15 protein-coding genes and 1 tRNA gene are annotated in these 17,888 nt (G+C 65.5%); 7 read left to right on the top strand and 9 right to left on the bottom strand.

What is annotated here, in order from left to right:
- Positions 1-36: 36 nt before the first annotated feature.
- A complete protein-coding gene (locus DXK94_RS10140; protein WP_115524866.1) occupies positions 37-1,452 on the top strand; it encodes a UDP-glucose/GDP-mannose dehydrogenase family protein in 1,416 nt (471 codons plus the stop codon).
- Between the two features lie 32 nt (positions 1,453-1,484).
- Here the strand turns inward: DXK94_RS10140 and DXK94_RS10135 are convergent, their stop codons facing one another.
- Both DXK94_RS10135 and DXK94_RS10130 read right to left on the bottom strand, forming a co-directional pair.
- The gene (locus DXK94_RS10135) at positions 1,485-2,501 is read right to left on the bottom strand and encodes an asparaginase (protein ID WP_115524865.1); all 1,017 of its coding nucleotides are present in this window, start codon (positions 2,499-2,501) and stop codon (positions 1,485-1,487) included.
- 37 nt (positions 2,502-2,538) lie between these two features.
- Entirely contained in the window at positions 2,539-4,113 is a 1,575-nt protein-coding gene (locus DXK94_RS10130; protein ID WP_115524864.1) for a molybdopterin-dependent oxidoreductase, read from the bottom strand.
- Positions 4,114-4,212: 99 nt separating this feature from the next.
- Between DXK94_RS10130 and purD the strand changes: the two genes are divergently transcribed.
- The gene (purD, locus tag DXK94_RS10125) at positions 4,213-5,529 is read left to right on the top strand and encodes a phosphoribosylamine--glycine ligase (protein ID WP_115524863.1); all 1,317 of its coding nucleotides are present in this window, start codon (positions 4,213-4,215) and stop codon (positions 5,527-5,529) included.
- Between the two features lies 1 nt (position 5,530).
- Entirely contained in the window at positions 5,531-6,469 is a 939-nt protein-coding gene (locus DXK94_RS10120; RefSeq protein WP_115524862.1) for a phosphoribosylaminoimidazolesuccinocarboxamide synthase, read from the top strand.
- A gap of 36 nt (positions 6,470-6,505) precedes the next feature.
- On the opposite strand, the gene DXK94_RS10115 is transcribed toward DXK94_RS10120, so the two are convergent.
- Positions 6,506-7,771: a helix-turn-helix domain-containing protein gene (locus tag DXK94_RS10115; RefSeq protein WP_115524861.1), complete on the bottom strand. Its 1,266-nt coding sequence runs from the start codon at positions 7,769-7,771 to the stop codon at positions 6,506-6,508.
- Positions 7,772-7,911: 140 nt separating this feature from the next.
- Here DXK94_RS10115 and DXK94_RS10110 point away from each other — a divergent pair, with 140 nt between their 5' ends.
- Positions 7,912-8,133, top strand: coding sequence for a hypothetical protein (locus DXK94_RS10110; RefSeq protein WP_079597586.1), 222 nt, complete (start codon positions 7,912-7,914; stop codon positions 8,131-8,133).
- A gap of 147 nt (positions 8,134-8,280) precedes the next feature.
- Here DXK94_RS10110 and DXK94_RS10105 read toward each other — a convergent pair.
- From DXK94_RS10105 to DXK94_RS10080, 6 genes are all read right to left on the bottom strand, one after another.
- A tRNA-Pro gene (locus DXK94_RS10105) sits at positions 8,281-8,357 on the bottom strand.
- Between the two features lie 76 nt (positions 8,358-8,433).
- On the bottom strand, positions 8,434-9,123 hold the full coding sequence (locus tag DXK94_RS10100; RefSeq protein ID WP_181884791.1) for a GntR family transcriptional regulator: 690 nt from the start codon (positions 9,121-9,123) through the stop codon (positions 8,434-8,436).
- A 75-nt stretch (positions 9,124-9,198) separates the two neighbouring features.
- On the bottom strand, positions 9,199-11,025 hold the full coding sequence (locus DXK94_RS10095) for an ABC transporter ATP-binding protein (RefSeq protein WP_115524859.1): 1,827 nt from the start codon (positions 11,023-11,025) through the stop codon (positions 9,199-9,201).
- Positions 11,022-12,830 carry an ABC transporter ATP-binding protein gene (locus DXK94_RS10090; protein WP_115524858.1) on the bottom strand — a complete coding sequence of 603 codons (1,809 nt, stop codon included), beginning with the start codon at positions 12,828-12,830 and terminating at the stop codon, positions 11,022-11,024. Before DXK94_RS10090 ends, DXK94_RS10095 begins: the two co-directional genes overlap by 4 nt.
- 142 nt (positions 12,831-12,972) lie before the next feature.
- Complete coding sequence (locus DXK94_RS10085) at positions 12,973-13,917, bottom strand: metallophosphoesterase (RefSeq protein ID WP_115524857.1); 945 nt, start codon at positions 13,915-13,917, stop codon at positions 12,973-12,975.
- A gap of 6 nt (positions 13,918-13,923) precedes the next feature.
- Positions 13,924-16,230, bottom strand: a complete 2,307-nt coding sequence (locus DXK94_RS10080; protein WP_079597581.1) for a transglycosylase domain-containing protein — start codon at positions 16,228-16,230, stop codon at positions 13,924-13,926.
- A gap of 37 nt (positions 16,231-16,267) precedes the next feature.
- Between DXK94_RS10080 and DXK94_RS10075 the strand changes: the two genes are divergently transcribed.
- Genes DXK94_RS10075 through DXK94_RS10065 form a run of 3 tightly spaced genes read left to right on the top strand, consistent with a single transcriptional unit; the run spans position 16,268 to position 17,886 of the window.
- The gene (locus tag DXK94_RS10075; protein WP_009359196.1) at positions 16,268-16,423 is read left to right on the top strand and encodes a DUF4177 domain-containing protein; all 156 of its coding nucleotides are present in this window, start codon (positions 16,268-16,270) and stop codon (positions 16,421-16,423) included.
- Between the two features lie 2 nt (positions 16,424-16,425).
- On the top strand, positions 16,426-16,959 hold the full coding sequence (locus tag DXK94_RS10070; protein WP_115524856.1) for a RidA family protein: 534 nt from the start codon (positions 16,426-16,428) through the stop codon (positions 16,957-16,959).
- A 15-nt stretch (positions 16,960-16,974) separates the two neighbouring features.
- Positions 16,975-17,886, top strand: a complete 912-nt coding sequence (locus DXK94_RS10065) for an NUDIX hydrolase (protein ID WP_115524855.1) — start codon at positions 16,975-16,977, stop codon at positions 17,884-17,886.
- Positions 17,887-17,888 lie beyond the last annotated feature (2 nt).

The following is a 17,888-nucleotide window of genomic DNA, read 5'->3' as shown; positions in this document are numbered from 1 at the left end:
GCTCACTCCTCCACTAGAGACGGAATCGAGAAACCAATGAACAACCTTCCTTCCTTCAACGCGCCCAAAATCACGGTCATCGGGACCGGCTACCTCGGCGCAACGCATGCCATTTGCATGGCGGTCATGGGCTTCGACGTCCTGGGGTTCGACGTTGACGAGCGGAAAATTGCCCGGCTCTCGGCCGGCGAGGTGCCGTTCTACGAACCGGGGCTTCCGGAGAAACTCCACGAGGCGCTGGCCTCGGGACGGCTGAGGTTCACCACGGACCTGGATGAGGTGGCGCAGTTCGGCGACGTGCATTTCATCTGCGTCGGAACACCCCAGGCGCCCAACTCGACAGCTGCCAACCTGACCTTCGTGGATGCGGCCTTTGCCGGGCTGGCCGCACGGATCACCCGGAAAGCACTGCTGGTGGGAAAGTCCACGGTGCCCATCGGCACCGCGGCACGGCTGGCCGGCATGGTGGCGGACATCTCACCGCTCGGGGCAGACCTCGAAGTGGCATGGAATCCGGAATTCCTGCGCGAAGGGTATGCCGTGCAGGACACACTGCACCCGGATCGGCTGGTGTTCGGTGTGGCGTCAGCCTGGTCCGAGTCCATGCTGCGGCGGGCGTTTGAGCCGCTGCTGGCGGACGGCACACCGCTGATTGTGGCGGACATGCCGACGGCGGAACTCGTCAAGGTGGCGGCCAACTCCTTCCTGGCCACCAAGATTTCCTTCATCAACGCCATGGCCGAAGTCTGCGAGGCCACCGCCGCCGACGTCAGCACGTTGGCCAAGGCGTTGAGCCTGGATGACCGGATAGGCGGCAGGTTCCTCAAGCCGGGCCTGGGGTTCGGCGGCGGCTGCCTGCCCAAGGACATCCGGGCCTTCAAGCACCGTGCTGAGCAGCTGGGCGTGGGCCAGGCCGTCAGCTTCCTGGGCGAGGTGGACTCCATCAACAACCGCCGGCGCGTCCGCACGGTGGACCTGGTGCGGGAACTGGCCGGCGGCAGCCTTGCCGGGGTCAGGGTGGCGGCACTGGGCGCGGCGTTCAAACCGAACTCGGACGATGTGCGGGACGCCCCTGCCCTGGATGTGGCCCGCATGCTCTACCTGGAAGGGGCGGTGGTGACGGTGTACGACCCCGAAGCGAACGCCAACGCCCACCGGCTGTACCCGGACCTGAACTACGTTGACTCCCTGGCCGCGGCCGTGGAGGGCGCGGACGTGGTGGCACTCCTGACCGAGTGGGATGAATTCCGCTCCGCCGGCCCGGATTATCTGGGCGGACTGGTGCGGCACCGCCGGATCGTTGACGGCAGGCATGCCCTGGATTCTGGACTGTACGTCTCGTCCGGCTGGGAGTACCGGGCCCTGGGCCGGCCCTACCAGGCTGCGCCCTACGGGACTGCGCCTGCGGGGCAGGCTGCCGTTGCGGACGCGGAGCTGAAGCGGCCGGCTTAGCCAGGCACAGCCTGCGCCTCAGTCAAGGCGCCTCAATCAAGGAGCGCGGAAACGGCCGGGCCCAGGCGGATCTTGCCCACCGGCCGTCCGCCGCCCATCACCGGTTCCACCACTTTTTCCAGGACGCTGGCAACACCGGGGATTTCCACCGCACCGGCAGCGGCAAGCAGCGTCAGGGCCACCAGCGAGGTGGCCCTGACGTTGCCGTCCAGGATCTTGATGGCCACGGAGACACCCTGCGGGGTGGCCATGGCCAGGACGCCTTCCGCCCCGATTTTGGCAATGATCTCCAGCTCATCCATCACCAGCGTGTTGGCCTCGCCGCGGCCCTGAACGGCCCACGGATAGTCCAGCATCGATGTTGCGATCGTGGCGGCGCGGGCACTGTAACTCTGGTCGCCTGGGGCCTTTGCCAGCTGGGAAAACCCCCTGGCCAGGCCCTTCAACGAGACCGCCGCCACCGGCGCCCCGCACCCGTCAATGCCCAGGTGGGCGATCTTCTCGCCCGTGTACTCCTCGATGACCGTGCGGACCCGCTGCTGCAGGGGATGGTTGGGCTCCAGGTAGCTGTGGGTGTCCCAGCCGTTCTCGGTGCAGGCCCAGAGGAAGGCCGCATGCTTGCCTGAACAGTTGAACGCCAGCCGCGACTTGCCTTTTTCCGAGCGCACCAGCCAGTTCCGGGCCGTCTCGTCCTGCGGCCACGCCTCGGGGCACTGCAGCTGGTCCTCGCGGACCCCGGCTGCCTTGAGCATCCCGGCCACTACGTCCATGTGGTCCAGCGAGCCGGTGTGGCTGCCGCACGCGATGGCCACCTGGGCTCCGCGCAGCGGGACACCGGACTGCATGGCGGCGAGGGCCTGGAACGGCTTCAGGGCCGACCTGCCGTAGATGGGCGTATTGATGTCGCCCAGTTCGGTCACCACGGAACCGTCGGCGGACAAGAGGACGGCTGAACCGATGTGCCGTGACTCGACAAAACCGCTGCGCTCGATCACGGCCAGTTCGACGGCGGAGTCCACGGTGAAGGTGGCATGCGGGTTGTGCGGCATGCTGCCCAGTCTAGGGGCCGCCCCTCGGAATCCGGCGCTACTCCACCGTGACCATCACGGACTGCCAGCCGGACGCGCCGTCGGGAACAGGATCAGCACGCTGGTCCGTCTGCACCTCGCCGGTCCCGTCAGTGGCCCGGACCTTGATGTAGTGGGCGCCGGGGGTGGCATCCCACTGGTAGGACCACTGGCGCCAGGTGACCAGGGACGCCTCGGTGGAAAGCTCGGCCTCTACCCAGTCTGCGTTGTCGATCTGGATTTCCACCTTGGTGATGCCGCGGGTCTGGGCCCAGGCTGTGCCTCCGACGGCAACTTGTCCGGCCGGTACCTTGGCGAAGGACTTGGGGACGTCCACCCGTGCCATCGTCTTGATGGGGCCGCGTTCGGCCCAGCCCCGCTCGGTCCAGTAGGCCTTGCTGTCGGCGAACCGGGTGACTTCCAGGTCAACCACCCATTTGGTGGCGGAGACAAAGCCGTACAGCCCCGGAACCACCATCCGTACGGGATAGCCGTGCTCCAGCGGCAGCGGCTCGTCATTCATGCCGATGGCCAGCATGGCGTCGCGGTCATCCTGGAGCACTTCCAGGGGCGTGGAGGCGCTAAAGCCGTCAATGGACGTGGAAAGCACCATGTCCGCACCGTCCGTGGGCCGGGCCCGTTTGAGGACTTCGCGGAGGGGCAGGCCCAGCCATTTGGCGTTGCCGGCCAGGTTGCCGCCCACGGGGTTGGAGACACAGGTGAGGGTTACGTGCGATTCGATCAGGTCGGCGTCGAGCAGGTCCTGGAAGGTGAGCCGCACTTCCTCCTCCACCAGCCCGTGGACCCGCAGTTCCCAGTCGTCAGCGTTGATTTCCGGAACGCTCAGTGCGGTATCGATGCGGTAGAAGTCGCCGTTGGGCGTTACCCATGACGGAACGCCCGGCACTGCTGCCTGGACGCCGGCGGGTACGGCAGGTGCGGCGCTGACCGGAGACGGCAGCTTGAGGGCCTCCCGCGCCTGGGCAATATTGCTCCGTGCGGCACCGAGGAGCCGTCCACCCATTGCCGCGATCCCGGCGGCCGCCGCGGTGATGCCGGCCGCGGCAAAAAAACGGCGCCGGCTGGTTCCCGGACGCATCTCATCGCTTGCTCTGCCCGCGGGCGCCTCCGGCCACGCCTTCATGGGCCGCAAAGGCGCCGTCAAACGCCACAGAGCTACGAGGCCGGCGAGCGTTCCGAGCACGCTGGGGAGCGCATCCACCGGATTCACGCCGGCACGGGTCACCACGCTCGCCACGATAACCGTGCCCATAAAGAGGACGCCCAGGACGCCCAGGGCCCACCTGCGGTAGGCCACGACGCCCAGGACACACGCGAGCACGGCGATCGTGAACCCCATGCCCGCAAACAGTGCGGCCTTGTCATTCGTGCCGAACGTGGCGATGGCGAAATCCTTCAGCCAGGACGGGGTGAAGTCGATGAAGGTGGAGCCCAAGGCGAACAGCGGGGTGGCCCGCGCGGTGAAGAACGCACCGATCAGCTCCGCAACGGCGAGGACGACGGCGGCCGCCACCACGCCGGCCAGTGCGGCCAAAGCGGTGGGACCCTGGAGCCAGTTTCGGAGCTTTTTCATGGTTGTTGTTCGGAGCGGGAAGGGCTGCGGATTGTCACTGCAGGTTGGAAGGGACACAGCTTAGGAGGGGGCAGGGTGCACAAAGTACCCTTGGAGACTGTGAAGGTACTCGTCATTGGCCCCGGAGGCCGCGAACACGCCATTGTCCGCTCCCTGCTCGCCGACCCCAACGTGTCCGAAGTCCATGCGGCGCCCGGCAACGCCGGCATCAGCAAGCTGGTCCCCACGCACAACATCAACGGCAACGATCCCGACGCCGTGGCCGCGCTCGCCACCAAGCTCACCGTTGACCTGGTGGTGGTGGGCCCGGAAGCTCCGCTCGCCGCAGGCGTGTCCGACGCCGTCCGTGATGCCGGAATCCCCGTGTTCGGGCCCAGCAAGGACGCCGCCCAGCTGGAAGCCTCCAAAGCGTTTGCCAAGGAGATCATGGCAGAGGCTGGAGTTCCCACGGCGATGGCCATGGTGGCCACCAACGCCGACGAAGCAGCCTCCGCCCTGGACACCTTCGGCGCCCCCTATGTGGTGAAGGACGACGGCCTCGCTGCCGGCAAGGGCGTGGTGGTTACCAGGAACCGCGGGGAAGCGCTCGCCCACGCGCAGTCCTGCTTTGACGCCGGCGGCTCGGTGGTCATCGAGGAGTTCCTGGACGGGCCGGAAGTCTCCCTGTTTGTGCTCTGCGACGGGCACAACACGGTTGCCCTGTCACCGGCGCAGGACTTCAAGCGCATCTTTGACAACGACGAAGGCCCCAACACCGGCGGCATGGGCGCTTACACACCCCTTGAATGGGCCCCCGAAGGCCTGGTCCAGGAGGTCATCGACCGCGTGGCCCAGCCCACCGTCAACGAGATGGCCCGCCGCGGCACCCCCTTTGTGGGCGTCCTGTTCGTAGGACTCGCCCTGACCTCCCGCGGCACCCGCGTCATCGAATTCAACGTCCGCTTCGGCGACCCAGAAACGCAGGCCGTCCTCGCCCGGCTCAAAACGCCCCTCGGTTCCCTGCTGCTCTCAGCCGCCAAGGGCGAACTGGACAAGGCAGAGGAGCTGCGCTGGGCGAAGGAATCTGCCGTCGCCGTCGTCGTCGCGTCCGAAAACTACCCGGACACTCCCCGCACCGGCGACCGGATCCGCGGGCTGAAGAAGGTGGAAGCGCTCGAAGGTGTACATGTAATCCACGCCGGAACGGCCTTTGACGAGGAAGGCAAAGTGGTCTCCGCCGGAGGCCGTGTGCTCGCCGTCGTTGCCCTCGGCAGCGACCTGGTGGAAGCGCGCGAAAGGGCGTACGACGGCGTGGAGCTGGTGCAGCTGGAGGGCTCACAGTTCCGCAGCGACATCGGCGGCAAGGCGGCGCGCGGGGAGATCAAGGTTCCTTCCGCCGCCACTGCTTCCCTGCCCGTAACGAAAGCGAAGGCCTAGCATGACGGAAACACCAGCCCCCCGCGGCTTCAGCACCACAGCACTCGACCTGCCGGGCTGGAAGCACGTCTACTCGGGCAAAGTGAGGGACCTCTACGAACCGGCCGACGAATCCATCCAGCAGCGGATTGGCCAGGAATGCGTCCTGGTGGTCGCCAGCGACCGCATCAGCGCCTACGACCATGTGCTGGCCAGCGAGATTCCGGACAAGGGACGCATCCTCACGCAGCTGAGCCTCTGGTGGTTCGACCAGTTGGACGTGGAACACCATGTGCTGGCCTCCACGGTGGAGGACGGCGTGCCGGCCGAGGTTGAGGGCCGTGCCATGATCTGCAAGAAGCTGGACATGTTCCCGGTGGAATGCATCGCACGCGGCTACCTCACCGGTTCCGGCCTGCAGGAATACAAGGCGTCCGGAACGGTGTGCAGCATTCCTTTGCCCGAGGGCCTGGTTGACGGCTCGCGGCTGGAGCAGGCCATCTTCACGCCGTCGGCCAAAGCCGAAGTGGGCGAACACGACGAGAACATCACCTACGATGCCGTGGCGGCCATAGTGGGGGATGACATCGCCGGCCGGCTCAAGGAACTGACGCTGAAGATCTACACGACGGCCGAAGACATTGCGCGGCAGCGCGGCATCATCCTCGCCGATACCAAGGTGGAGTTCGGCTACGACGCCGTCTCCGGCTCCATCACCCTCGGCGACGAGGTGCTGACGCCGGATTCCTCACGGTTCTGGGATGCCGCCACCTACCAGCCGGGCCAGGCGCAGCCGTCCTACGACAAGCAGTATGTCCGGGACTGGCTGACATCGGCGGAATCGGGCTGGGACAGGTCCTCTGATACGCCGCCACCGGCGCTGCCTGCTGAGGTTGTTGAGCGTACCCGCAGCCGCTACGTCGAGGCCTACGAGAAAATCACCGGGAAAACCTTCGCCTGACGGAGCCCCAGCTGCTCCCGGCGAACGGCGTTGTAGCTAGCTGGCCTTCGCGGCGGCTGCCGCGCGCTTTTGGGCCAGTTTTATTTCCAGGACCGCGTCCAGTGCCTGCTGGACGCGGTCCCCGGCACCGGCTGCGCTGAAGGCTTTCTGCGCTTCCTGCAGGTGCACCAGGGCTTCGTCCGGCTCGCCCGCTGCCTTGAGGGACTTGCCCAGCAGGAGCGAAACTTCACCGGCAGTGTGCTTGGCGAGGGCGTTGCGTTCAGCGTGGATTTCGCGCAGCTTCTCGACGGCGGCGACGATGTCCCCGGTCAGGTACAGCCACCGGGCGCGGATGAAGGCGACTTCCAATGCGTCGCCCTTAGTGCCGCTGACAATCGAAAAAGCGAGTTCAGCACGCTCGATGGCAGAGAGCGTTTCCGGTTCCACGATGCCTGCCGTCAGCCTCACGGTGGCCGAAGCCTTGTTGAACCGGGCCCACAATTCAATGTCGTTCGCCGGCGACAGCAGCTTGGCCGCACGTTCGTGGTGCTTGACGCCTTCCGCATAGTCGTGCCGGATAAAGGCGACATTTCCGATAACCCAGGCTACTTCGCCGGCGAGCTGGGACATGGACGCTTCATCCACTTTGTCACTCATGATCTCGCAGTAGCTCCAAGCGTCATCCAGCCGTCCGCTTTCCGCCAGGGCTGCTATCAGGGCGCGGAGGGCACCCACGATGATTGTGGAATTTCCGGGAAGCTGTTCCGAAAGTTGCACTGCTTCCAGGGCCTGGTCCACTGCGAGTGACAGCTTGCCTTGACGTTGGAAAACCGTGGCCAGCATTTGGCGGGCCCGGACACCCAGTCCTGCGGACTCCCTTGCCATGGGATGTTCCAGCAGGCGTTCCACGATCTGCTGGCATTCCTGCAAGTCATCGTGTTTCAGCAGGCATTCCGCCTGCATGTACGTCATGTTCCACCAGGCGCTGGTGTTGCGGCCTTCGAGGGCGATCTGTGCAGCCGTAGCAGCATGGCTTGCAGCCAGCGGATAGTCACGAAGGTCCCAGGCCTGGCGGGCGTAGAGACCTGCCAGGACATATTCCGCATCGCTGACTGAGATGGGTTGGCTCCAGGCTTCCAGTGCTTTGGGTGCCAGGTCCAGGCGACGGGCGAGTTCCTCGATGACCTCGGCTGTCGGCTCCCGGCGTCCGGTTTCGAGAAGCGAGATGTAGCTGGGGGAGTACAGGTCCTTGCCCAACTCGGCCTGAGTCAGTCCACGCTCCAGTCGTTCCGCACGGAGCTTTTCCCCGAATCCATTGCCCACGGCACTCCTCCTCTTCTGGTCCTGATGGGGACAGTTCCTTTCGCAAGGCTTGACAAGCCCTGTGGAAAACATTTTACAATGTATGTCAACAAGGGCTGTGCTGGCTTTGTAACGAATCCGACTCGCATTAAGGAACTCACATGTTCAAAAAGATTGCCGCCGCGGCTGTCTTGGCTGGGGCTTTGGCGTTCTCCGCGGTGGCTCCGGCCACCCTCTCCGCAGGTTCCGTTTCCGACACCTCGGGTATCTCGTCAGCAACAGGTATTTGGCCCGATCCCATGTCCTCCAAGCAGGGCAAGGACAAGAAGAGCAGCGACACCACCTACACCACGTACACGGGTATCTGGCCTGACCCGATGTAACAGCACCCCTTAAACAGGAGGCATGAAAATAACCCCGGAGCTTCTGCTCCGGGGTTATTTTTTGTCAATGGACCGATCACAGTGCGTGAGCGAGACCAAAGCGAAACACAAAAAGAGGGCCTCCGCAAGGAGACCCTCTTTTCGTTATGGTCGGGATGACAGGATTTGAACCTGCGACCTCTTCGTCCCGAACGAAGCGCGCTACCAAGCTGCGCTACATCCCGATCCGCTGCGAAAGCAACTTTACAAGGATAGCCGATCCCGGGTCCCGATGTGAAATCCTGGCCGCCGCCATTCTCATCAGCGGCGCCGGCGGCGCGCCACCGGCTCCTTCGGCAGGCGTTCGGCGAGGCCGGGGAGGGACGCGGAGCGGCCGCGCTCAACGTGGGCGGTGGCCAGTGCGGAAGCGAGCGCCACCTGGCCGGAGGTGATGGCGAGGACCAGTTCCTCGTGTTCCCGCCACATGGCCTGGGTGTCCCGCTCGGGTGTCAGCCGGAACAGCCAGCGGACCCGTCCGTTCATCAGGCTGGTCATGCGCCGGAGCAGGTGGTGGTCCGCCAGCAGGACGATCTGTTCATGGAGGTCCGAGTTGCGGCCGGACGATTCCTCACCGGGTGTCCCGCTGCGCGCATACTCCAGGGCCTCAAGCAGTGGGGAGGCATCGGCTCCGGCAGCCACCCTCCTGGCGGCGCAGGCAGCGGCCAATGGCTCCAGCTGCATGCGCAGGTCGAAGACTTCCTCGGCGTCCCGCAAGGTGAATGTATGGACCACTGCCCCGCGCCGAGGAGCGGTGGTGATGAAGCCTTCAGCCTCGAGCAGGGGCAGGGCCTCGCGCAGCGGGATCCGGGACACCTCGAATTCCGCGGCGAGCTCGCGTTCATTCAGGCGCCCGCCCGGCGGGAGCTCGCCCGAGATGATCCGCTCGCGCAGGACTTCGGCCACCTTTTCGGACAGCGGGCCGCGCGGCAGCAGCGGGCTGGGTGACTCCATGGGTGCTCCTTGGACAGGCAGGTTTCTCATAGCCTAACCGTGGCCTGCATGTCTGCCTGCCCGTAACCAACAGGCTCAGACCAGCGAATCCTTCCAGGCGCCGTGCAGGTCGGCGAAGCGCCCGCCGCCGCCGATAAGGTCCGCGGGGCTGCCGTCCTCTACGATACGGCCGTCGTGAACCACCAGGACCCGGTCCGCGGTCTCAACGGTGGACAGCCGGTGGGCGATAATCAGCGCAGTCCTGCCGGCGGTATCGGTGCCGGCGAGCAGGCGGGCCAGCCCGCTCTGCACCAGCCGCTCGGAGGGTATGTCCAGGGAGGAGGTGGCCTCGTCCAGTATCAGCACGGCCGGGCGTGCCAGGAAGGCCCTGGCAAAGCTGATGAGCTGCCGCTGGCCTGAGGACACCCGGCCACCGCGCTTGTTCACGTCCGTGTCATAGCCCTCGGGAAGTTCCAGGATGAAGTCGTGGGCACCCACCGCCTTGGCGGCTTCCTCGATTTCGGCGCGGGACGCCTCCGGGCGTCCAAGGGCGATGTTGTCTGCCACTGAACCGCTGAACAGGAAAGCTTCCTGGGTGACCATCACGATGTTCCGCCGGAGGTCCGTGGTGCTGAGGTTCCGGAGGTCCACGCCGTCAAGGGTGAGCGAACCGGATGTCACATCGTAGAAGCGGGCAATGAGCTTGGCCAGCGTGGACTTCCCGGCGCCCGTCTGGCCCACCAGCGCCACGGTCTGGCCGGCCGGAATGTGCAGGTTCAGGGTGGGGACGACGACGGGCCCGTCGCCGTAGCGGAACTCCACGCCACGGAAGTCGATTTCCCCCCGGGCACTCTTCAACGCAACAGGGTTCTTCGGCGGCCGCACCGTGGGAACCTCCTCGAGGAGGCCGGAGACTTTTTCGAGGGCGGCCTGGGCGCTCTGGAAGGAGTTGTAGAACATGGCCATCTGGTCCACCGGCTGGAAGAAGCGCTTGGTGGAAAGCATCAGTGCCAGCAGCACTCCCACAGCAAGGTCGCCGGTGAGTACCCGGAAGCCGCCGAACAGCAGCACCACGGCCACGCATACGTTGCCGATCAGGACCAGCCCGGGCTGGAAGATGCCGTTGAGGTTGATGGACCGGACGGTCACCTGCCGGTATTCCTCGGCCAGCTGCCCGTAGGTTTCCGCGTTTTCCTTCTCCTTGCGGAACGCCTTGACGGCGCGGATGCCGGTCATGGTTTCCACAAAGTGCACGATCAGCCGGGCGGACACCACCCGGGATTCCCGGAAGACAATCTGGGAGTGCTTCTGGTACCAGCGGGCCAGGAAGAACATGGGAACGCCGGCGGCCAGGACCAGCAGCCCGCTGCGCCAGTCCAGGGCGAAAACGGTGACGGCCGTGAAGATCATGAACAGCAGGCCCGATGCCAGCGAACTCACGCCCGAGTCAAGGAGCTCACGCAGGGCTTCAAGGTCGGAGGTCTGCCGGGCGATGATCCGCCCGGACGTGTATTTTTCGTGGAATTCCAGGCTGAGCCGCTGCGTATGGCGGAATACCCTGACCCGGAGGTCCAGCAGCATGGACTGGCTGAGCCTGGCGGTGGACGTGACGTACAGGGCCGTGAGCCCCGCCGTCGCGATGGCTGCCAGGAGGTAGGCGACGCCGGTGAAGACCAGCGGAAGGTTATCCCCGGCCTGCAGGGAAGGCAGGGCGTGGTCGATGCCGAAGGCGATGAGCGCCGGACCGGCAACCCGCGCGGCCTGGGAGAGGACCACCATGGCGATGGTCAGCCAGAACCGCACCCGTACGGGACGGATGAGGGAGCGCAGCAAGGCGAGCGACCGCCGTCGTACTGCCCGGCTGTCGCTTTTGCTGAGGTGGGCGTTGTCCTCATTGGCCGTGCCGAACGTTGCCGTGCTCATCGGGTGACTTCCTCTGCCTGGTCCTCAAGCGCCGACAGTTCGGAGTCCAGGTCACGGGGTTCCCGGTCCAGGCTGGCGATGACGTAGCGGTAATGGTGGTTGCTTGCCAGCAGTTCCGTGTGGGTTCCGACGGCGGTGATCCGGCCTTCCTCAAGCAGCGCCACCCTGTCGGCGAGGGCCACGGTGGACGGCCGGTGGGCCACGATGAGGGTGGTGGTGTCCTTCAGCACTTCCCGCAGGCGGGTCTCCACGAGTTCCTCGGTGTGGACGTCCAGGGCGGACAGGGGATCGTCCAGGACCAGGACCCGCGGGCGGGCCGCGATGGCACGTGCCAGGGCGATCCGCTGCCGCTGCCCGCCGGAAAGGCTGAGCCCTTCCTCGCCGATCAGGGTGTCCACACCCTCTGGCAGCGAGTAGGCGAAATGCGCCTGTGCCACGTCGAGTGCTTCTTCCAGCACGTCGTCAGTCCGTTCGCGGGCGCCCAGCAGGACGTTGTCGCGGACCGAACTGGAAAACAGCGTGGTGTCCTCGAAGGCCACGCCCACGATCTGCCGGAGTTCCTCCACGTCGAAGTCCCGCAGGTCCACGCCGTCGATGGTGATGGCTCCTTCGGTCACGTCATAGAGCCGGGGGACCAGCTGGATCAGTGCGCTCTTGCCGCTGCCCGTGATGCCCACCAGGGCCATGGTTTCCCCGGGCCGGACGTCAAGGGTGATGCCCTTCAGGATGGGCTTGTCCGGTGCATCGTCGAACGCGAAGGAGGCGTTGCGGAACGTCAGGGAGCCTGCCAGCCGGACGGGACGCCGCGGTTCCGGGGGACTGGTGATGGTGTTTTCCGAGTCCATCACCTCGTAGTGGCGGTCGACGGCGGTCTTGGCGGTGAGTGCCATGGCCAGCAGCATCCCGGAGAATTCCACGGGGGAGGCCATCACGGCCGCGGTGGCGAAGAACGCCACCAGGGCGCCGATGTCCAGCTGGCCGCTGGCGCAGAGCATAACGCCGACCACCAGGCCGGCGCCGAGGGCGAGCTCGGGCAGGAGCGTGACCACCATGGTGAACATGGCCTGGTGGCGGGCCTTTTCGATCTCGGTCTGCCGGAGTTCCTCAGCCTGTTCGTTGAAGTTTTCGAGGGCCTCCCTGCTCCGGCCGAAGGCTTTCAGGACGCGGATGCCATGAACGGATTCCTCCACCGTGGTGGCAAGGTCGCCGGCCTGGTCCTGGCTGCGGCGGGCGACCTTGCTGAAGCGGGTCCGGAAGCGGAAGCTGTACGCCATGATGGGCACGGCGGCGGCCAGGAAGATGAGGGCCAGCTGCCAGCTCATGGCAAACATGACCGAGATGCCGATGATGACGGTGAGGGTGGTGACCACCAGCATGATGGCGCCGAAGGCCATCCAGCGGCGCAGGAAGTTCAGGTCCGTCATGGCGCGGGAGAGCAGTTGGCCGGAGCCCCAGCGGTCGTGGAAGGAGACCGTGAGGTCCTGCAAATGGCCGTAAAGTGACACCCGCATCCGGGTTTCCACGGTTGTGGCGGGATTGATCACGAACTGCCGGCGCAGGGCCACCAGTCCGGCTTCGGCCACGCCCAGGACCAGGATGATGCCCGCGGACATCCAGACCGCCTCGGTGGCGCCGCCGGACTTCAGTGATTCATTGACCAGGACGCGCAACACCTGGGGGATGGCGAGGGCAACAACGCTGGCCAGGAGCGCGCAGAGAAGCCCCAGCAGGAGCCGGGGAATGATGGGGCGGACATGGGGGTAGAGACGGCTGATGGATCTGAAAAATGGAGTTTGCTTGGCCATGCCCGCTTCTCAAGCTCTAAATCGAATGTAGTTTCCCGTAGCAACTACCCTATGCCATGGGGTGAGACGATTCACAGGGATCGAACCGGGTTTGGGTGCTTGCCCACTTATTGCAGTCCGTAATGGCCCTGCGGCCCCGGCGCTAGCTGGGGGAGGTGAGGGTCAGCAGGACCGCTTCGGGTTTGCAGGCGATCCTCACCGGGGCGAAGCGCGAGGTGCCGATGCCGCCCGAGACGTTCACCGGCGTCGTGCGTCCGTTGTTCTGCCAATCATTCAGGCCCTTGGCGCGCCACGTGGGGAGGTCGCAGTTGGATACGAGGGCACCGTAACCCGGGATGCACAACTGGCCGCCGTGCGTATGCCCCGCGAGCAGGAGGTCCGCCCCGTTCTCGGTGAAGTGGTCCAGCACCCGTTGATAGGGCGCGTGGATGACGGCCACCTTGAGGTGGTCGTTGGAGTCCTGGTTGATGGTTCCGCGGGGCCACCCTGCATAACGCTCACGGTTCAGGTGCGGGTCATCCACCCCGGAAAAATCGAAACGCATGCCGTTCAGGACCAGCGACTGGTGGCGGTTGGTCAGGTCAACCCAGCCGCCCATCCCGAAGCCCGAGCGCAGCCGCGGCCAGTCCAGCGGGACGGGCTTTGGCTTCACCTTTGACGGGCCAAGCAGGTAGGTGGCAGGGTTCTTCAGGCTCGGCGCGAAGTAATCGTTGGAGCCGGGGACGAAGACGCCCGGAAACTCCAGCAGCGGGCGGAGAGCGGCCAGGAGCGGATCCACCGCCTGGGCGTGGCTGAGGTTGTCTCCGGTGTTCACCACCAGGTCCGGTTCCAGGCCGGCCAAAGATTCCAGCCAGGCCGCCTTTTTCTTCTGGCCGGGTACGAAGTGGATGTCGCTCAGGTGAAGGATCCTAAACGGATTCCGGCCGGGAGGCAGGATGTCCAGGGTCTCTTCGCGGAGGACAAACTGGTTCTTTTCCCAGAGCCCGTAGCCGAACGCGGCCATTCCTGCGGCTGCCCCGGCTCCTGCGGTGACGGCAAAGCCGCGTCCGACGGTGCGGACGCGGCTGGCCAAGGTGGTCATGGTCATCGGCGGCTAGCCGTTCCCGTTTCCGTTGCCGTTCCCGTTGCTGCTGGGCTCAGGGGCGGGCTGCGTGGCGGCCGGCGAGGAGGGTGCCGGCGCCTGGGTGGCCTGGGGAGCCGTGGTGGCGGGTGTGGTGTTCCGCGTGGTTCCGCCGCCGCCCAGCAAGTTGCTCGGCGGCGCGGGGAACGGCTCGGTGCCGTACGCCGGGGCAATCCGGGTCATGAAGTTCGAGAACATGGGCCCGGCGATCATGTAACCATCGATCCCCTGGTAGAACTTGCCGTTGACGGTGACGTTCTGGCCTGGCCGCTGTTGGGACCCCAAGGCGTCACCGAACCAGGCAGCGGTTGCCAGGCCGGTGGTATGGCCAACAACCCAGGTGGAGCCGTTGTTGTTGGACGTACCGGTCTTGGCTCCGATGGGGAAGCTGGTGCGGGTGGAGATCCTGGGCTGGATCAGCGAGCCGGAGCCCCGGTTCAGCGTCTCCTGCAGCGCATAGTTGACGCCGCGGGCCACCTCGGGCTTGATCGCGTCCCGGCAGTTGGTGGACTGGGCGGGCAGGGTTGCCCCGGTCTGGTCCTTGACTGACGTGATGGCAATGGGCTCACAGTACTTTCCGTCATTGGCGAACGTGGCGAAGGCGCTGGCCATGGTCAGCGGGGCGGTCTGCGTGGAGCCCAGCAGGTTTGCCAGCGTGGACATGTTGATCTTCGGGTTCGGGTCGCCGTCAGCCGGGAGGCCGCCATGCAGGCCCACCGCGTCCACGATCTTCTGGATGCCGCAGAAGTCCAGCTGGGCCGCGGACGCAAAGGTCACGGTGTTGATGGAGTTGTAGAGGCCTTCAAGGACGGACAGGGGCCGGTACCACTGCGGCTCTGCGTTCTGCAGGTCGTCAGCGGCGCCGAGGCCCTTCTCGGCCGTGTTGTACGCGCCGGTGACCACGCCGCAGGAGTTGCGCCAGCGGAAGTTCAGCGGGTACTTGCGCTGCGCGGCGTTGACCACGGTGTTCATGGACTTGCCCTCATTGAGCCACTGGGCGAACGTGAACGGCTTCATGGTGGAGCCCGGCTGTGCGCCGCCCAGTCCGTTGAGGTCGTTGCCGTCCTTGTCCAGCTTGTCCACGTTGAAGTTCACCTGCGAGTCGAAGGAGCCTTCGGCCGGCAGGAAGGTGGTGTTCTGGGCCATCGAGACGATCTTGCCCGAGTTGGGCTGCACGGAAACCATGGCCGCGCCCCACTTGTCCGGGTTTGCGCCGGCGGAGGCGTTGACCTGTTCTTGGGCCGCAGCCTGGGCGCTCGGGTCGAGGGTGGTGGTGATGGTCAGGCCGCCGCCGTAGATGAGGCGCTTCCGCTCATCCAGTTCCGCGCCGTAGGCGGGGTTGTTCTCCAGCAGGTGGAGCACGTAGTCACAGAAGTACGGGGCGGTGGAAGCGTACGCGCAGCCCTGCTTGGGCTGCGTCACCTTGGTTTCCACGGGGGTGGCAACGGCGGCGTCGTAGTCCGCCTGGGTGATCTTGCCCTGGTCCCGCATGAGTCCCAGCACCAGGTCGCGGCGCTGCTTGGAGCTCTCCGGATTGCTGATGGGGTCGAACGCGGACGGGCTGTTGACCAGCCCGGCGAGCAGCGCAGCCTGGGGGAGTGTCAGGTCCTTGGAGGAGGTGCTGAAGAAGAACCTGGAGGCGGCTTCGATGCCATAGGCGTCACGGTTGAAGAACACGATGTTCAGGTAGCCCTCAAGGATCTGCTCCTTGCTGAACTCCTTCTCCAGGGCGATGGCCAGCTTCATCTCGCGGAGCTTGTCGCCCACGCCCTTGTTGACACCGTTGAGCTTGATCTGGTCCTCGTTGCCTTCGGCGGCGAGGTTGGCGTTGAGGACGTTGTTCACGTACTGCTGCGTGATGGTGGAGGCGCCCTGCCGGTTGCCGCGCGCGGTGCTCACCAGCGCGCGGAGAATACCGGTGGTGTCCACACCGCCGTGGTCATAAAAACGGCTGTCCTCGACGGCGATGACAGCCTCTTTCACGAACGGCGAAATCTGGTCCAGGGCAACCTTGGTGCGGTTCTCCGTGTAGACGCTGGCGATCTCGCTTCCGTCAGCCGCCAGGATCCTGGTGGTCTGGTTGGGCGGATCAACCTTCAGCTCCGCCGGAAGTGTGTCGAAGAACTCGATGGAACCGCTTGCTGCGCTGCCCGAAACGGCGGCCGCCGGGACCAGCAGGCCAGCTACCAGGACACCACAAATCGCACTCACGCCAAGGAAAACGAGGATCTTTCCGAGGGTGGTGGCAGTATCGAATAAGGGGTTCTTACGAGTCGCCATGTTTTCCACTTTACCGGCAAGGACTAGTCTTTCTCTCATGACCAAATGGGAGTACGCGACGATTCCGCTCATTATTCACGCCACAAAGCAGATCCTGGACCAGTGGGGAGAGGACGGCTGGGAGCTCGTCCAGGTCGTCCCCGGACCTGACGGAAACGGCCTGGTTGCCTACCTTAAGAGGGAGAAGCAGTAGTAATGAGCACCCCCGCAGAAGCCCAGTCCGGCACGGCCGCAGCCCCTGTTTCCGCAGTTGAGCAGCGCCTTGCCGAACTGGGAATCACCCTTCCCGAGGTGGCTGCCCCGGTGGCCTCTTACGTGCCGGCAGTGATCTCCGGCAGCCACGTCTACACCTCCGGGCAGCTGCCCTTTATTAACGGCAAACTCGAAGCTACCGGCAAGGTTTCGGCGGGCAGTGAGGCCTTCGCCGACGAGCCCACTGTTTCCCCGGAAGACGCCCAGCGCTACGCCGCTGTGTGCGCCGTCAACGCACTGGCCGCCGTCAAGAGCGTGATCGGGGACCTGGACCGCATCACCCGCATCGTCAAGGTGGTGGGCTTCGTTTCCTCGGAGGCGTCCTTCACCGGACAGCCCGCCGTCATCAACGGCGCCTCCGAACTGCTGGGACGCGTCCTTGGCGACGCAGGCCAGCACGCCCGTTCCGCCGTCGGCGTTGCTGTCCTTCCGCTCGACTCTCCTGTGGAAGTCGAACTGATCGCCGAATTCAGCTAAGGCCGGTCGCTTCCCTTGCCTCACCTCGCCCGACGCCTTTTTGCACTTCCCCAGGATCTCGAAGGGGCAGCGCACAGCTGGCTTGAACACGGCGAACGGACTCCACGGGCTGCGCGCCTGGCGTCGTCCGTGGTCCTTTTACGGGATTCCCCCACCGGCCTGGAAACCTGGCTGGCTTACCGGCCAGGTTCCTCGCCGCTGGGGGTTCTTGCATTCCCCGGCGGGTCGCTTGATGCCGCCGACGACGACCCCGTCGGGTGGCTGGGCCCGTCACCGCAGCATTGGGCTGAGCAGATGGGAACGGACGACGTCGGGCTGGCGCGCCGCCACGTGGTGGGCGCCATCCGGGAACTTTTCGAAGAGACGGGCGTGCTGCTGGCGGGGCCGGACATGTCCAGTACCGTCGAAGCCACGTCCACCGCCGACTGGATGCGTGCCCGCATTGCCGTCGCCGAACAGGAGAAGACGTTTACGCAGGTCCTGGAAAAGCGGGGGCTCCTGCTCCGGACCGACCTGCTGAAGTCCCTGGTCAACTGGCGCAGCCCGGACTTCGCGCACCGCAGGTTCGACACCCGTTACTTCGCGGCCACCGTGCCGCTGGGCCAGGAGCCCACCCTCCTGGAAGGCAAGGGCGTCTGGGGCAGGTGGGTGAACGCCGCAAGGATTATCGAAGACCGTGATACCACCGCGCTCGGCGACGAAGTGGGCCAGGAGAACACGGTGGGCCGGACCCTCGGCGAGCTCCTCGTGCCTGGCTCCGAGATCATGCTTGAAAAGATGGCCTCGGCCAACGGCTGCATCGCCTACCTGAGTTACAAGCGCAAAGCCCACGTCTACCAGCCCAGCCTTGTCCAGGAGGACGGCAGGCTCCTCCTCGAGGTGGAGGCGGCGAAGACCACACCCGGCGATCCCCAGCGCGAACGCTAAAG

Source organism: Arthrobacter sp. RT-1 (assembly GCF_003367205.1).
Classification (GTDB): Bacteria; Actinomycetota; Actinomycetes; order Actinomycetales; family Micrococcaceae; genus Arthrobacter.
This window is presented reverse-complemented; position numbering and strand designations above follow the sequence as displayed.

Coding starts and splice junctions, on each gene's coding strand:
- DXK94_RS10140 (WP_115524866.1), top strand. CDS start 37: ATGAACAACCTTCCTTCCTTCAACGCGCCCAAAATCACGGTCATCGGG.
- DXK94_RS10135 (WP_115524865.1), bottom strand. CDS start 2,501: ATGCCGCACAACCCGCATGCCACCTTCACCGTGGACTCCGCCGTCGAA.
- DXK94_RS10130 (WP_115524864.1), bottom strand. CDS start 4,113: ATGAAAAAGCTCCGAAACTGGCTCCAGGGTCCCACCGCTTTGGCCGCA.
- DXK94_RS10120 (WP_115524862.1), top strand. CDS start 5,531: ATGACGGAAACACCAGCCCCCCGCGGCTTCAGCACCACAGCACTCGAC.
- DXK94_RS10110 (WP_079597586.1), top strand. CDS start 7,912: ATGTTCAAAAAGATTGCCGCCGCGGCTGTCTTGGCTGGGGCTTTGGCG.
- DXK94_RS10100 (WP_181884791.1), bottom strand. CDS start 9,123: ATGGAGTCACCCAGCCCGCTGCTGCCGCGCGGCCCGCTGTCCGAAAAG.
- DXK94_RS10095 (WP_115524859.1), bottom strand. CDS start 11,025: ATGAGCACGGCAACGTTCGGCACGGCCAATGAGGACAACGCCCACCTC.
- DXK94_RS10090 (WP_115524858.1), bottom strand. CDS start 12,830: ATGGCCAAGCAAACTCCATTTTTCAGATCCATCAGCCGTCTCTACCCC.
- DXK94_RS10085 (WP_115524857.1), bottom strand. CDS start 13,917: ATGACCATGACCACCTTGGCCAGCCGCGTCCGCACCGTCGGACGCGGC.
- DXK94_RS10080 (WP_079597581.1), bottom strand. CDS start 16,230: ATGGCGACTCGTAAGAACCCCTTATTCGATACTGCCACCACCCTCGGA.
- DXK94_RS10075 (WP_009359196.1), top strand. CDS start 16,268: ATGACCAAATGGGAGTACGCGACGATTCCGCTCATTATTCACGCCACA.
- DXK94_RS10070 (WP_115524856.1), top strand. CDS start 16,426: ATGAGCACCCCCGCAGAAGCCCAGTCCGGCACGGCCGCAGCCCCTGTT.